This window comes from Streptococcus sp. (genome assembly GCF_030825805.1).
Classification (GTDB): Bacteria; Bacillota; Bacilli; order Lactobacillales; family Streptococcaceae; genus Streptococcus.
The window spans coordinates 1-13,126 of record NZ_JAPJPF010000007.1 but is presented as its reverse complement, the minus strand read 5'-3'; the positions used below and the strand labels follow the sequence as shown (position 1 = coordinate 13,126).

11 protein-coding genes are annotated in these 13,126 nt (G+C 42.8%); 2 read left to right on the top strand and 9 right to left on the bottom strand.

Going from position 1 to position 13,126, the window contains the following annotated elements; translation table 11 throughout:
- From pepF to RCH62_RS02005, 8 genes are all read right to left on the bottom strand, one after another.
- Positions 1-1,803 carry an oligoendopeptidase F gene (gene pepF / locus RCH62_RS02040; RefSeq protein WP_023026612.1) on the bottom strand — a complete coding sequence of 601 codons (1,803 nt, stop codon included), beginning with the start codon at positions 1,801-1,803 and terminating at the stop codon, positions 1-3.
- 70 nt (positions 1,804-1,873) lie between these two features.
- Positions 1,874-2,824: a competence protein CoiA gene (locus RCH62_RS02035; protein WP_023026611.1), complete on the bottom strand. Its 951-nt coding sequence runs from the start codon at positions 2,822-2,824 to the stop codon at positions 1,874-1,876.
- A gap of 424 nt (positions 2,825-3,248) precedes the next feature.
- Complete coding sequence (locus RCH62_RS02030) at positions 3,249-3,803, bottom strand: hypothetical protein (protein WP_023026610.1); 555 nt, start codon at positions 3,801-3,803, stop codon at positions 3,249-3,251.
- Between the two features lie 362 nt (positions 3,804-4,165).
- Positions 4,166-4,717 carry a hypothetical protein gene (locus tag RCH62_RS02025; protein ID WP_306474507.1) on the bottom strand — a complete coding sequence of 184 codons (552 nt, stop codon included), beginning with the start codon at positions 4,715-4,717 and terminating at the stop codon, positions 4,166-4,168.
- Between the two features lie 474 nt (positions 4,718-5,191).
- Positions 5,192-6,481 (bottom strand): D-alanyl-D-alanine carboxypeptidase family protein, encoded by a 1,290-nt coding sequence (locus tag RCH62_RS02020; protein WP_306474506.1) that lies wholly within the window; start codon positions 6,479-6,481, stop codon positions 5,192-5,194.
- An 80-nt stretch (positions 6,482-6,561) separates the two neighbouring features.
- Positions 6,562-7,725, bottom strand: coding sequence for an MFS transporter (locus RCH62_RS02015; RefSeq protein ID WP_306474505.1), 1,164 nt, complete (start codon positions 7,723-7,725; stop codon positions 6,562-6,564).
- A gap of 72 nt (positions 7,726-7,797) precedes the next feature.
- Positions 7,798-9,132 carry a DUF1958 domain-containing protein gene (locus tag RCH62_RS02010; RefSeq protein ID WP_129822234.1) on the bottom strand — a complete coding sequence of 445 codons (1,335 nt, stop codon included), beginning with the start codon at positions 9,130-9,132 and terminating at the stop codon, positions 7,798-7,800.
- A gap of 107 nt (positions 9,133-9,239) precedes the next feature.
- Positions 9,240-9,941, bottom strand: coding sequence for a glucosamine-6-phosphate deaminase (locus tag RCH62_RS02005; protein WP_129822235.1), 702 nt, complete (start codon positions 9,939-9,941; stop codon positions 9,240-9,242).
- A 203-nt stretch (positions 9,942-10,144) separates the two neighbouring features.
- Between RCH62_RS02005 and queA the strand changes: the two genes are divergently transcribed.
- Both queA and RCH62_RS01995 read left to right on the top strand, forming a co-directional pair.
- Positions 10,145-11,173, top strand: a complete 1,029-nt coding sequence (queA, locus tag RCH62_RS02000) for a tRNA preQ1(34) S-adenosylmethionine ribosyltransferase-isomerase QueA (RefSeq protein ID WP_048689224.1) — start codon at positions 10,145-10,147, stop codon at positions 11,171-11,173.
- 12 nt (positions 11,174-11,185) lie between these two features.
- A complete protein-coding gene (locus tag RCH62_RS01995) occupies positions 11,186-11,656 on the top strand; it encodes an arginine repressor (protein WP_006596653.1) in 471 nt (156 codons plus the stop codon).
- Positions 11,657-11,706: 50 nt separating this feature from the next.
- Here the strand turns inward: RCH62_RS01995 and RCH62_RS01990 are convergent, their stop codons facing one another.
- A complete protein-coding gene (locus RCH62_RS01990) occupies positions 11,707-13,047 on the bottom strand; it encodes a dipeptidase (protein ID WP_285338106.1) in 1,341 nt (446 codons plus the stop codon).
- Between the last annotated feature and the right edge of the window lie 79 nt (positions 13,048-13,126).

The following is a 13,126-nucleotide window of genomic DNA, read 5'->3' as shown; positions in this document are numbered from 1 at the left end:
TTAGGCCAATCCTAATTTTTCAACCAGGGCCTCAAATTCATTGAGACGACGTTCAAAGACTTCAAAGGCGGCATTGAGGTAGTCTTCTTTTTCCATATCAACACCCGCCTTGCGGATGACGTTGAGTGGGTAATCTGAATTTCCGGCCTTCAAATACTCTAGATATTTGTCCTTATCTTCTTGTGTTCCATGAACGATTTTCTCAGCCAAGGCAGAAGCTGCTGCAAAACCGGTTGAATATTGGAAAACATAGTAGTTATAGTAGAAATGAGGAATACGAGCCCATTCGTATTGGATTTCTGGATTGTCTTCTTTAGAAAGACCATAGTATTTCTCGTTCAAGTCCGCATAGAGCTCATTCAAGAATTCGCTGGTCAAGACTTGTCCTTCTTGATCTGCTTTATGAATGGCATGCTCAAACTCAGCAAACTGGGTTTGACGGAAGACGGTACCACGGAAACCATCCAAGAAGTGGTTGAGAATGGCAAAACGGGTTTCATCATCTTCTACTTCTGCCAACAATTGCTCAGTCAAGATATTTTCATTGGTTGTGGAAGCAATCTCAGCAAGGAAGATAGAATAATCTCCATAGACATAAGGTTGGGTCTCACGTGTATAGCTAGAATGCATACTGTGACCAGTTTCATGCACCAAGGTGAAGAGGTTGTCCAATGTATCTTGCCAGTTTAACAACATAAAGGCATTGGTATCGTATGAACCACCTGAATAGGCCCCTGAGCGTTTCCCTTGGTTGACATGGACGTCGATCCAACGTTCGGTGAAGGCGCGCTTCACGCGGGATAGGTAATCATCACCAAGCACCGCCAAAGCCTGCTCAGATTTAGCAAGGGCTTCTTCGTAGGTGAACTTGTAATCAGTAGAAGACAATGGTGTGTAGACATCATACATCTTCAAATCTTCAATTCCCAAGATTTTTGAGCGAAGTTTCACGTAGCGTTGTAACAAAGGCAAATGCTTGTTAACCGCTTCTACCAAGCTATCATAGACGCTCTCTGGGATAAAGTTAGCAGAAAGAGCTGCTTCACGCGCGCTAGAGAATTTGCGAACCTTAGCATTGTAATTGTGGACCTTGACGTTGGTCTGAAGGGTCTTGGCATAAGTATGTTGGTACTGTTCGTAGACACCATACAAGGCTTGGTAAGCTTCCTTACGGACTTGGCGATCCTTCGACTCTACCAAAGAAATATAGTTTCCATGAGTCAACTGCACTTTTTGCCCTTGGTCATCTTTCACCATTGGGAAGACGATATCGGCATTGTCCAGAATCTCAAAGGTTTCACCCGCAGCAGCAAAGATTTCACCCGCTCCTGCTAGCAATTCTTCTTCTTTTTGAGAAAGAACGTGCTCTTTGGTTTTGAGCAATTTGTCAAAGTAATGAGCATAAGCTTCTAAGGCAGGGACTTCTTTCAAGAAGTTGGCATATTGCTCTTCGGTGATCTCCATAAATTCTGGTTCGTAGAAGGCAAAAGTCTCCCCTAAAAGGCTGTAAAGGGACATGGCTTTTGATTGGAATTCTTGGTATTTGGCTACGCGCGTATCCTGATCATTCTTCATATGGGCGTAGACATAGACCTTCTCCAAACGACGGCTCAAGTCCAAATAAACTTCTGTTGTTTCTAATAGGTTGGCTGGAGAAGACAATAAAGAGCCTGCAAAATGGGCAGCATCTTTAATCGCTGCAGCTAAAGCAGTTGCTTCTTCTTCCCAAGCTTGGTCTGTCGCAAAAATGGTTGACAAATCCCATTGGTATTTTTCATCAATTTCATTTCGTTGTTTTACCATTACAAAAATCCTCCAATGTTTCTATTTTATCACATATATTACCATTTGGGGGTATTTAATTCACGGAAATTTAAGCTTTCCCATTCTGATAAAAACGAGGTGAATAAAGAGTCTGCGTCGCTTTCATTCCAGTTGAACGATAGTAGGTCATAAAGTCCTGGTAATAGCTTCGCCAATCTCCCCTAATCTGGATAAAATGGGAAGACTTCAGCGGCCGACAAAGGGGATAAAAAGCTTCCAAGTCCAATTCCAGGAGATGCTTTCCTTTCAGATAGAGTTGTTCCTGAAGAGCCATCCATTTAGAATGCCGGTAGTACAGCTGTTGACGAAGATAGTCCTTAAACTGTCTGTCTAGAGGGACTGTCATTTGTTGCAAGTTTTGTTGGGCATAAGGCGTCCGCAAAACTTCTAACAGATTCCCTCCATAAAAAGGAAAATGTTGAGTCCGATAATAAAGACGCCCTCGCAAGTCTTGATGAATGAGATAGTGGAGACGAACTTCCTGCTTCTCTAGGTCCAACTCCCAGAGATGAAAGCCCCTATTTTGACTAAAATAGACAAAACCTTCTTGCAGAGCAGACAAGCTTTTCTTAAGCCACAAGTTTTTCCCTAACAACCAATAGACCTGATAACCATGCTTGCGATAGGCATCGCTCCGTTCTTTCAAACGCTCCATAGACAAGGAACTACATTGCACTTCTAAGGCAATCTTTTGATCCGGAAGGAGAACATCCGCAATCTGTTGGAAAGCCTGCAGAGGACTTTCTACTTCAGCATCTGAGTTTTGCTTGGCCCATTGATAAAGCCCCAGCTTTAACTCTAGATGTTCGGGACTTTCCGTCTCATGATGAAAGGGGCAAGCCTCTAGGCTAACGTGAGCAAAATGAGGACGCATCACGACCCCTTTCTTTAAGCGGACTTCCTTTCCACACAAGAGACAGAAAAAAGGACCTTCCTTTTTCATCGGGATCTTCTCCAAACAATTCCAACGCTGTTGCTTTGCATCTGTCGCAATAAACATGTCATCACCTCCACTTATATAATTCGTAACCGAAGAGGCTTCTATAGAAGAGAAAGAAAAAAAGGAGCCCAGCTCCTTGTTGAATCCAGACAAACTATTATTTTTTTATAAAACAGCTGGATGATTTTCAAAAAATGACTTTCATTTTTTAGTCGTTTAAGAAGATGAAAAACTTTCCGCCGTGAGAAAAGTGCCTGAAACACAGTTGTTTCAGGCACTCGGGAGTTTTGAGACCTTAGGCTCAAAACTAAGTCATGGAACTTCGTAGAAGTTCGCTGACGTCCGTACTCACCTAAGGAAAGTTTCTAAAATTACTTTATCTTCAATCTGAAAGGAGCCAAGCTCCTTGTTTAGATATAATCGTCCTTACATGTAAAGCAACTGCTCATCCATCCTAGACGAGACGTTTAAAAACATCCCTCGCTTATTGATCTGACTCGCTCGAATTCTCGTCTGATGCCGGATCTGGAGTTTCCGATGATGGAGCGGTCCCATTTTCAGATGCTTCAGCTTGTTTTCGAGCCGTTTCAAATTTTTCAACAATGGTTGCACGAGTAGCTTCCGGAACTTCGGTATCTTCGGACCCTATCGTATCCATGGATTCATTAAAGCGGGCCTTGCTCGTTTCCATTTTCTCTTTCAAATCTTTCAGATAGGTCTCATAGGTCTCTTTAGCTGAGCCCGTCAGTGATGCTCCTGCTTCCTCTGAATGAGCAACGGTTCGGTCCATCATCAAAGCATAGAGCGCTTTAAAGTCTCCAACAGTTCTAGCATTTTCAAGTTCCTCATCTGTATACAAGACAAAAGGAGACTCTGAGGATCCTTTCAAGCTGGTCACTTTCTTGCCCTGAGAAGAGGTTGATGACTGGCGTGTTTCCTTTACAGACTTTTCACTGGACGAGGTCCCTTCTTGATTCGAGCAGGCTACTAGCCCCATCACTCCCAGTAAAGCAAGCGTCGATAATAGTATTTTTTTCATTCACTCTCTCCTTTTTAAGCTTCCACTACCATTTTAGCATCAAGCTAGGTTGCCGTCAATTCATGCATCCTCCCTGAGACTTTCTAAAAAAGACCAGAGATCAGTTGATCTCCGGTCTATCGATTTATTTGGATGAGGCGCACCTCTCCCTTATCTCCAGATACTTAAAGGTTGATTCACTGTCGAAATCCTAGAAAATATCGGCATCACGTGGACAAGTTCTTCTATCTCTACAACTTCTCCAACATGAGGTATAAGAGAGGATACCCTAAGGGAAGAGGGAGATTCTTGCAAGTAGAAAATCCCTCCACTCGTCTCCTCCTTTTGGCTTTTAACCAAAAAGTCCAATGCTAGCCATCTATTTATTCATCTGAATCGCTGTCTTCATCGTCTGAATCATGGTCCACTGGTGACTCTGATGAATCTTTGGCAGAGTCGCGAGCATCCTTCAACTGTTCAATAAAGGTTTCACGAAACTCTTTTGGAACTTCCGCATTATCATCCCCATAACGCTCAACCGCTTTGTTAAATGCTTCCTTAGATTTTGCAAGAGTCTCCTTAAGAGAATCTGCCGTTTGAGCAAATGTCTCTTTGGCACTTTCAGGAAGAGATTCCATTGATTCAGTCATCAGGCGATTGGATTCATCCAAGATTTTTGCGAAACACTTTTTAAAATCACCAACTGTTTTTAACTTCTCAAGCTCTTCATCTGATGGGAATATATCACTAGTTGTTTGAGAGCTAGTATTAGAAGAAGTCTTTTCTGTCTTAGATGAGCTAGAAGACTTGCTTGTTACCTTTTCTGTCTTCTCAGTAGATGAAGAAGCTTCGGTTTTTACTTCTTGCTTACCTGAACAAGCTGCAAGCGAAGCAGCTGCCAACAAGGCTGTAGTAGATAAAATCAATTTTTTCATTCGATTACTCCTTTAATATTGATTCGAGACCATTGTATCATCGAATAATTTGACAGTCAAATCAATCACTAACTGATGATAGATTGTGAAATCAAATCCGAAAATGTAGGAGAACAACTGCTCTAGCACTGCTTCTCTCCTCCCAGGAAGCAGCGGTTCCTTTTGTTCACTACAAAAAAAGATTTCCGTATTTGGAAATCTTCGAATGTAGAGAAACTATTTTTTACTTAAGATAGTCGGATGATTATCAAAGAATGACTTATATTTTTTAGGCATTTAAGAAGGACAAAAACTTTCCGCTGTGAGAAAAGTGCTAGAAACACTCTTGTTTCTAGCACTCGGGAGTTTTGGAGCCTTAGATCCAAAACTAAGTCATGGAACTTCTTCGAAGTTCGCTGACGTCCGTACTCACCTAAGGAAAGTTTCTAGGAATACTATTTCTTTAATTTAAGATTTCCAAATCTGGAAATCTTTTTATTTTCTCTTATATCTGATGTTAAAGAAAACTCTTAAGAAAATGAAGGGAAGGAAGCAAAAAAGCCACATTGGATCCCAGCCTTTTTGACGCGTGCTAGTGGACTTCTGATGGGACGCCTGTACTGCGCTTACAGCCTGTGTTTGCTGAATAGACGGAGAAACAGTTTGCAAGCCATTTGCAATTTGTAGCTGGCCATTTTGAACACTGACCTCTGGATTGGTCCCTCTTTTCACCGTAGCATAGAAAGGTTTTTCTAAGTGATAGGTTTGCCCCTGAATGGTGTGATCCCCCGCCGGCAGCACCTCTTTGTATTCATAATCCTGATAGAGTCTTTCAATCAGGGCATTTCCAATGACGTGGCGCAGGCTCTCTGCAATCTCCACATCGTAATGGCCAACTCCCATAATGACTTGAACAAATCGCTGGTTCCCACGGTTAACCGTCAAGGTGTAATTATAATCTGCGGTCGGACTAGAGCCTGTTTTCAGACCATCCGCTCCCTTAAGAGAATACCTTCCACCTTCTAAGGAATAATTATAATTCTCATGCGTTTCTTCATAATCTGTACCTTTGAAGAGGGTAATCTTGGCATTTTTGGTGTAGTTGAGGATTTCAGGGAACTCATTGACCATGTGATAGGCCAAAATAGCCATATCTCTCGCTGTTGTTTGGTTAATGGCATTTTGATCATAGCGTGTCGGATTATAGTAGCCATCCAAGACTGCAGTTGGGGCACCATTAGGATTGTTCCACTTGGTATTGGTCATTCCAATTTCCTGAGCCCGCTGGTTCATCAAATCCAAGAATTTATCCGGATCTCCTCCAGACACCTTATTGGCAATCATGATGGTAGCAGCACTTGAAGAAGGAACAAAAATCATATTTAGGAGGGTTGATACCTTGTATTTAGCACCCGCCACAATCGGACTATTGCTCAACTTCTGATTTTGAGAAATGATCACATCTGTATCTGTCGCGGTAATTAGGGTGTCATAATCCAGTTGCCCTTCTTGAATGGCTTTCAGAAGAACATAGACAGACATCAATTTAGCCATGCTACCGGAGTCACGAGGTGCATCAATATTATCTCCATAAACAATCGCTCCTGTGTGAGCATCAACGACAATATCTGCCTTGGGACGGAAAAATTCATCCACCGATGTCCCTGATTTTTCTGTGATCGACATGATGTCTTCTTGTTGGTAAATATCATCCGCCTTTGCTAGCAGTGGGGAACATAGGCAAGCAAGGGAAAGTGTCGCAAATAAGGCACGTTTAAACTTCATTCTCTCTCATTTCTTTCATCATCATCGTTCTCCATTATAGCATAAGTCCCTCTATTCAGAAACACTATTTCCTAATCTTTTTACTCCTTCATACTCCCAAAGAGACCCGGAGATTTTCCTTTTGGCATCTTTAAAAAGATACTGAGAAGAAGGACGAGGATCAGGACAAGCACCAAGAAGTAACTCATCATTGAAAATCCTCCGTGATCCACAAAGAAAGCCGCTATCGGTTGCAATAAAATGGTACCAAGGTAGCGAACTCCCTGCATGAGAGCCATGGCTAAGACTAGATCTTTCTTATCCACCTGTTGAGAGATAAAACGTAAAGAGACCATGATCAACACCATCCCCGTCGTATGCTTGGCCAAAAGAGTGACCAGCACTTTTAAGAAGACAGGACTCGGAAGAGCATAGATGAAATACTGGAGCAGGAGAATCCCCACAGGAAGCAAAACCAGCAGACGCAAGGGCCAATGGTCCATAAAACGGTCCGAGAAAAAGATAAGAGGCGCTTCAACAACGACAGATATCGCCACAACCGTAGATGCGATTTGGACAGGGAGCCCACTATCCATCAAGAGAGCTGGAATATAGGTATGGCCAATATTGCCCACGCCCGACACAAGCCCCATCAAAAGTAAGAAAAAGAGATAGGGACCATTGTGGAGCAAAGGACGGATCGATACAGCTTCTTTCTGTACCCGACTGGTCTTGTCGATACGAATAGCTCCTAAAGTGAGGAAACTAAGAAGGATAGTTACCAAAACACAATAGTATACAGACTGGGGGCTAAGATGAGCATAAAGCCAACCAGCTAGTTGCGCTCCAGCCGCATACCCTAGTGTCCCCCAAACGCGGATTTTTCCAAAAGCATAGGAACTCTGGGTAGCGAAAACCTCCATCATGGGAGCCGTCCCATTTAGACACAGCAAAACCAAGCCATAAAAAATCGTCAACCAAAAGTAGTTAGGGGCCCAGATGAAGCCAGCCACTCCTGCCATGAGGACTCCCAAGCTCAAAGTGGTGATTTTAACAATGCCAAATCGTTCATTGATATAACCAAATAAGGGCTGGGTAAGCATGGATAGGAAAAAGGCCATTGATACCAAATGAGAGACTTGACTGGCTGAATACTGCTGGCCGATAAGATAGACAGAGATTAGAGTCGTAAAGAGAGCAGTCGACATGAAGTAAAAACTATATAAAAATAAATAAGCAGGATAGGAATTTCGAAATGCTTTCATTAGTTTCCTTTCAAATTTAAATATAAGAGGCAATGACAAAACCCAACTGGATTTCAGTTGAGTTTTGATTATTTATTTTTTGTATCGATCCTGAGCCTTGAGCGCACGTTCTTTACGATGGGCTCTTTCTAAATACAGAATCATAGCGAGAATGAAAATTGGAATCAGAATGACCAGGCTTTCAAGAGGAAAATGGAAGGATTTCCCTGTAGTTGAAGCCGTAGTACTTTGAGTATCCGATTGATTCACGGCTCCTTCTTTGACTGGAAGTCCATCAGAAATCTTTTCTGATAGGGTCATCAAGCCTGAATCCGCCTCTACTTGTCCATCTTTAACAACTAGCTTTGGATCCTCTTCGCCTTTTTTGACCGTGGCATAGAAAGGTTGATCTAGGGTGTAGGTCTTTCCATCAATCGTCTGAACACCCTTGTCCAATAATTTCTTATAACGATAATCTGCAAAAGCTTTTTCGATCAAGGCATTGCCAAATGGATGTCGATAGTATTCGCCATCCTGGTCAGACCAATCACCAACTCCCATGACTACGGAGATAATTCGTTGTTCTCCTCGTTTAGCAGTTGCGATATAGTTGAAGGCACCGCGAGGACTCGAGCCTGTCTTCAGACCATCTACTCCTTCAAGAGCATATCTAGCTCCTGGCAAGGAATAGTTATAGGTATCAAAGGTCTCCTCATAAGGAGTTCCTTGTTTGACGGTCACCTTAGCCTGATTGGTATAGCTAAGGATATCAGGATATTCTTTCACGAAATGATAGACGAGAATCGCCAAGTCTCTTGCAGTCGTCTGGTTAGCAACATCATTTGGATAGTTATAACTGGTATATAAACCTCGGAAGGTTGAAATGGCCGCACCACTAGGATTGTTCCAAATGGTATTGGTCATCCCCAACTCCTTGGACTTTTCATTCATCCGCTGAATAAAGGCATCCGCATCGTGGTTAGAAAGGAGATTGGCCAACATAATCGTGGCCACATTGGAGGATGGAACCGCGGTCATGGTAATCAATTCAGAGACCGTATAGTCTACGCCTGCAACGATGTTATTGTTGGAAATCTCATAGATTTTTGACATGGATTGATCCGCAGCTGTTGCAGTGACAACCGTATCTTTGGTAATCTTCCCCTCTTTCATGGATTCGAAAAGCAGATACAACGTCATGAGCTTACTCATACTTGCAGGATCCCGCACTTCATCAATATTGTCTTTCCATAAAACATCCCCGGTATTCGCGTCGATAACGAGGGAAGACCTTGGTCGGTTATAGGCCTGCACATGATCATTGGGATACATTTTTTGCGCCATATCCACTAACTCATCAGCCACGATCGACAAAGGTCGGAACAGAGATAAGACGATGATTCCTAAAACGAGCAACTTCTTTTTCAAAATATATTTTCCTCAAATATAGAATTTTATCTTATTGTACCATACTTCAATCTATAAAAAAACCTATCTTTCAGGATATTTTAGATAGGTCTCTCTGTTTCAACTGGTTACAGTAGGCTCAAGGCTGCTTGGTCTGCAATAATCACGACATCTGGATGACCTTGAAGGGCACTCGCAGGTAAACTCTCTGTTTTTGGACCATTGACCATTCCAGCAATCGCTTCTGCTTTCGATTCACCATATGCAAAGAGAATGATGGACTTGGCAGCGAGAATATTTGCAATTCCCATTGAAATGGCTTGAGTTGGCACATCTTCAATTTTTTCAAAGAAGCGAGAGTTGGCTTCAATCGTTGATTGATCCAAATGGACCAAATGCGTTTGGCTGTCAAACGGGGTTCCAGGTTCGTTAAATCCAATATGCCCGTTGCGACCAATCCCTAGAATTTGCAGATCTACTGGGTTTTGGGCCAAGATTTCATTGTAATGAGCTGTTTCTTCTTCTGCAGTATCTTCATTTCCTTTCGGAAGATAGCTGACTTTAAAAGGTTTCTCATTGAATAAATTTTCCTGCATAAAATAACGATAAGATTGAGGATCTTCTCCCGTCAAACCGACATACTCATCCAAGTTGACACTGACCATGTCTGAGAAATCCAAGTCACTTTCTCGAATCAATTTATAAAATTCAAGTGGACTACTTCCAGTCGCAAGCCCCAGCGTTTTCGCACCTTGTTCTAACTTTTCTTTTAACAGGTCAAAAGCAACCTGCCCTCCTTCAATTTGATTGGCTACTTCAATAACTTTCATGATTAAACCTCCACTTATTTCTTATATTCATTATATGGTATAGACCAATTTTTGTCAAGCGCTTTCTTCATACGAAAGAAGGATTTTTTACCTTCATCCCTTTAAAATTCGCCTAGTGATTTCCTTTGTTTCACTCTTATTTCATGATATAATGGGGAAGGTTAAATGTAAGAAATAGAAGAATTTAGAAACAAGGAGAGACCATGAATACAAACGACTTTGATTTCCACCTCCCCGAGGAGTTAATTGCGCAAACTCCTCTAGAAAAGCGCGATGCCTCAAAACTACTGATCCTCAATCGTCAAACAGGTCAGATGGAAGATCAGCATTTTGATGCCATTATCAATGAATTAGAACCAGGGGATGCTTTGGTGATGAACAATACCCGTGTCCTTCCTGCCCGTCTCCATGGGGTCAAACCGGATACAGGGGGACATGTGGAGCTTCTCCTCTTAAAAAATATCGAGGGCGATCAATGGGAGGTTCTTGCCAAACCTGCCAAACGTCTCAAAGAGGGTGGGGTCGTTAGCTTTGGTGATGGACGTCTCCAAGCAACTCTGATCAAGAAGTTAGAACACGGAGGATGTATCGTAGAGTTTTCTTACCAAGGGATTTTCCTTGAAGTCTTGGAAAGTCTAGGGGAAATGCCCCTACCACCTTACATCCATGAAAAATTAGAAGATCAGGAACGTTACCAGACAGTCTATGCCAAAGAAAATGGATCCGCCGCTGCTCCTACTGCTGGCCTCCATTTCACACCCGAGCTCTTACAAAAAATTGAAGACAAAGGCGTTCACTTGGTTTATCTAACCCTCCATGTCGGACTTGGGACCTTCCGTCCTGTATCTGTCGACGATCTCGACCAACATGAGATGCATTCCGAGTTTTATCAACTCTCTGAAGAGGCTGCCCAAACCCTTCGGCAAGTTAAAGCGAGCGGTCACCGCATCGTAGCTGTTGGAACCACTTCTATCCGAACCTTAGAAACAATTGGGAACAAGTTTAATGGGGAGTTACAAGCCGACTCTGGTTGGACCAATATCTTTATCAAACCAGGCTATCAGTGGCAGGTTGTCGATGCCTTTTCAACCAACTTCCACTTACCAAAATCAACCTTAGTCATGCTCGTTTCTGCCTTCGCAGGTCGAGAACTCACTCTGGATGCTTATCAGCACGCTATCGACCAAGGCTACCGTTTCTTCAGCTTTGGAGATGCTATGTTTATCAAATAAGGAGAGCCCCTTATGAATAAGATTGAAAGTCGCCACCGTCTGATCCGGTCCATTATTTCAGAAAAGAAAATTCGAACCCAACAGGAATTACAGGACAGCCTGGAAGCTAACGGCATCATCGTGACCCAGTCAACTCTATCAAGAGATGTCAAATCCTTGAATCTAGTAAAAATTAACGAAGGGGATACCTCTTACTATGCTATCAATAGCATTGCCCCATCTCGCTGGGAAAATCGACTGCGTTTTTATATGGAGGATGCCCTCGTCATGCTTCGTCCCGTCCAAAACCAAGTGGTGGTGAAAACTCTCCCTGGACTGGCTCAGTCTTTCGGTGCTATCCTAGACGCCCTGGAATTACCACAAATTGTCGCAACCGTCTGCGGAGATGACGTCTGTCTCATCATCTGTGAAGACAATCAAGGTGCCTTGGACTGCTTTGAAAAATTGAAAGAATTTACTCCTCCCTTCTTCTTTAGCAAATAAAAGAAAGCTTAGATGGTCAGACCATCTAAGCTTTCTTTTTCAAATCTATATTAGACTTCCTTGCCTGCTAACCGTCGAATGGTCTCGGCATAAATTTCCATTGCACGATACAAATCGTCCAGTTTAGCACGTTCATTCGCTTGGTGCTCTGTTTGGAGAGCATCAGGGAAGAGTGCCCCATAAGCCACACAATTTTCCATGGTTCGAGCAAAAGTCGCTCCCCCTGAGGACATAGCTGGGGTTTGATCACGCGTTTCTTCTTGGTAGACCTTCATCAAAGTACTTACCAATGGACTATCTAACGGCACGTACAGTGGAGCTAAATAATCAAATTCTTCATACTGAAGTTGGTAACTAGCCGCCACCTCAGTTAATCGCTCTACTAAAGCATCCTTATCTGCTAGGACAGGGATCCGAATATCAATCCCGATCTCAGATCGCTCTTCATCAATAGAGAGGGTCGCAATATTGAAGGAAAGAGCACCACTTGGTTCATCTTTGATTTCACCAAAGAGAGCTACTCCTGTCGCATCTTCCCCAACAGCATCTGCGATAAAGAGAAGAGCTGGATGAGGCTGAATCAAGGAAAGACTTTCCGCTAAGCCGACAATAGCATTGACACCCTCAGCCGCATCTTTAGAGTGTTTAGACAGTCCAAGAACGGTTACTGCTCCTGCTTCTTCTGTATAGTTCACACCACTTTGCTCGATCACTGGTAAAAGTTCCTCTAAACGTTCCCCCTTATAAGTCGCCTTATCTGGAACCACATTGAGGGCACGACCAGCCTGCAAAGGACGATCCTCCCAGCCTGGTCCATGGAGCTTCACTTGAAGCAAGCCTTTTTCAGCATAGGTTAATGGGAAAGAAGAATCCGGAGCAAAGCCAAGATCTGCTTTTTCTTCTATCTGATTGTAGCGATTCATACAGCGCCAGAGAGTTTCCTCGTCTGTACCAAATATAAAGCGAATCCGTTTGGTAAATACAACTCCTTGGTCGAGCAGGCTCTTAACTGCGTAAAGGGCCGCAAGGGATGGCCCCTTGTCATCTTGTACCCCACGTCCAATCAACCATCCATCTTTCAGAGTTGCCTCAAAAGGTGGCGTTTGCCAATCTTCTAAATCACCGGCTGGAACAACATCCAAGTGACAAAGAACGGCCAGGAGTTCTTCCCCCTGACCGATCTCTGCATATCCATAGTATCCTTCAGGATCTAGATAAGTTTGAAAGCCCATTTCTTGAGCAATTTCTAACGTTTTCTCAAGGACATCTTGGATAGCTTGTCCAAACGGTGTTCCATTTTCGCCTTCGTTTAAAACCGAAGGATAAGAAATGATGGTTTGAAGAGAGGTTAAAAACTGCTCTTTTACATCGTCCTTTATTCTATTTTTCATGAAACACCTACTTTATTCTATTGTAAGAATGGAACCACAGTTCCTAGTAGAAGAAGGGCAATGGTAATCACTACAATCG

What these genes read in the sequence shown, in the direction of transcription:
- pepF (WP_023026612.1), bottom strand. Translation starts at nt 1,803, where the DNA reads ATGGTAAAACAACGAAATGAAATTGATGAAAAATACCAATGGGATTTG.
- RCH62_RS02035 (WP_023026611.1), bottom strand. Translation starts at nt 2,824, where the DNA reads ATGTTTATTGCGACAGATGCAAAGCAACAGCGTTGGAATTGTTTGGAG.
- RCH62_RS02030 (WP_023026610.1), bottom strand. Translation starts at nt 3,803, where the DNA reads ATGAAAAAAATACTATTATCGACGCTTGCTTTACTGGGAGTGATGGGG.
- RCH62_RS02025 (WP_306474507.1), bottom strand. Translation starts at nt 4,717, where the DNA reads ATGAAAAAATTGATTTTATCTACTACAGCCTTGTTGGCAGCTGCTTCG.
- RCH62_RS02020 (WP_306474506.1), bottom strand. Translation starts at nt 6,481, where the DNA reads ATGAAGTTTAAACGTGCCTTATTTGCGACACTTTCCCTTGCTTGCCTA.
- RCH62_RS02015 (WP_306474505.1), bottom strand. Translation starts at nt 7,725, where the DNA reads ATGAAAGCATTTCGAAATTCCTATCCTGCTTATTTATTTTTATATAGT.
- RCH62_RS02005 (WP_129822235.1), bottom strand. Translation starts at nt 9,941, where the DNA reads ATGAAAGTTATTGAAGTAGCCAATCAAATTGAAGGAGGGCAGGTTGCT.
- queA (WP_048689224.1), top strand. Translation starts at nt 10,145, where the DNA reads ATGAATACAAACGACTTTGATTTCCACCTCCCCGAGGAGTTAATTGCG.
- RCH62_RS01995 (WP_006596653.1), top strand. Translation starts at nt 11,186, where the DNA reads ATGAATAAGATTGAAAGTCGCCACCGTCTGATCCGGTCCATTATTTCA.
- RCH62_RS01990 (WP_285338106.1), bottom strand. Translation starts at nt 13,047, where the DNA reads ATGAAAAATAGAATAAAGGACGATGTAAAAGAGCAGTTTTTAACCTCT.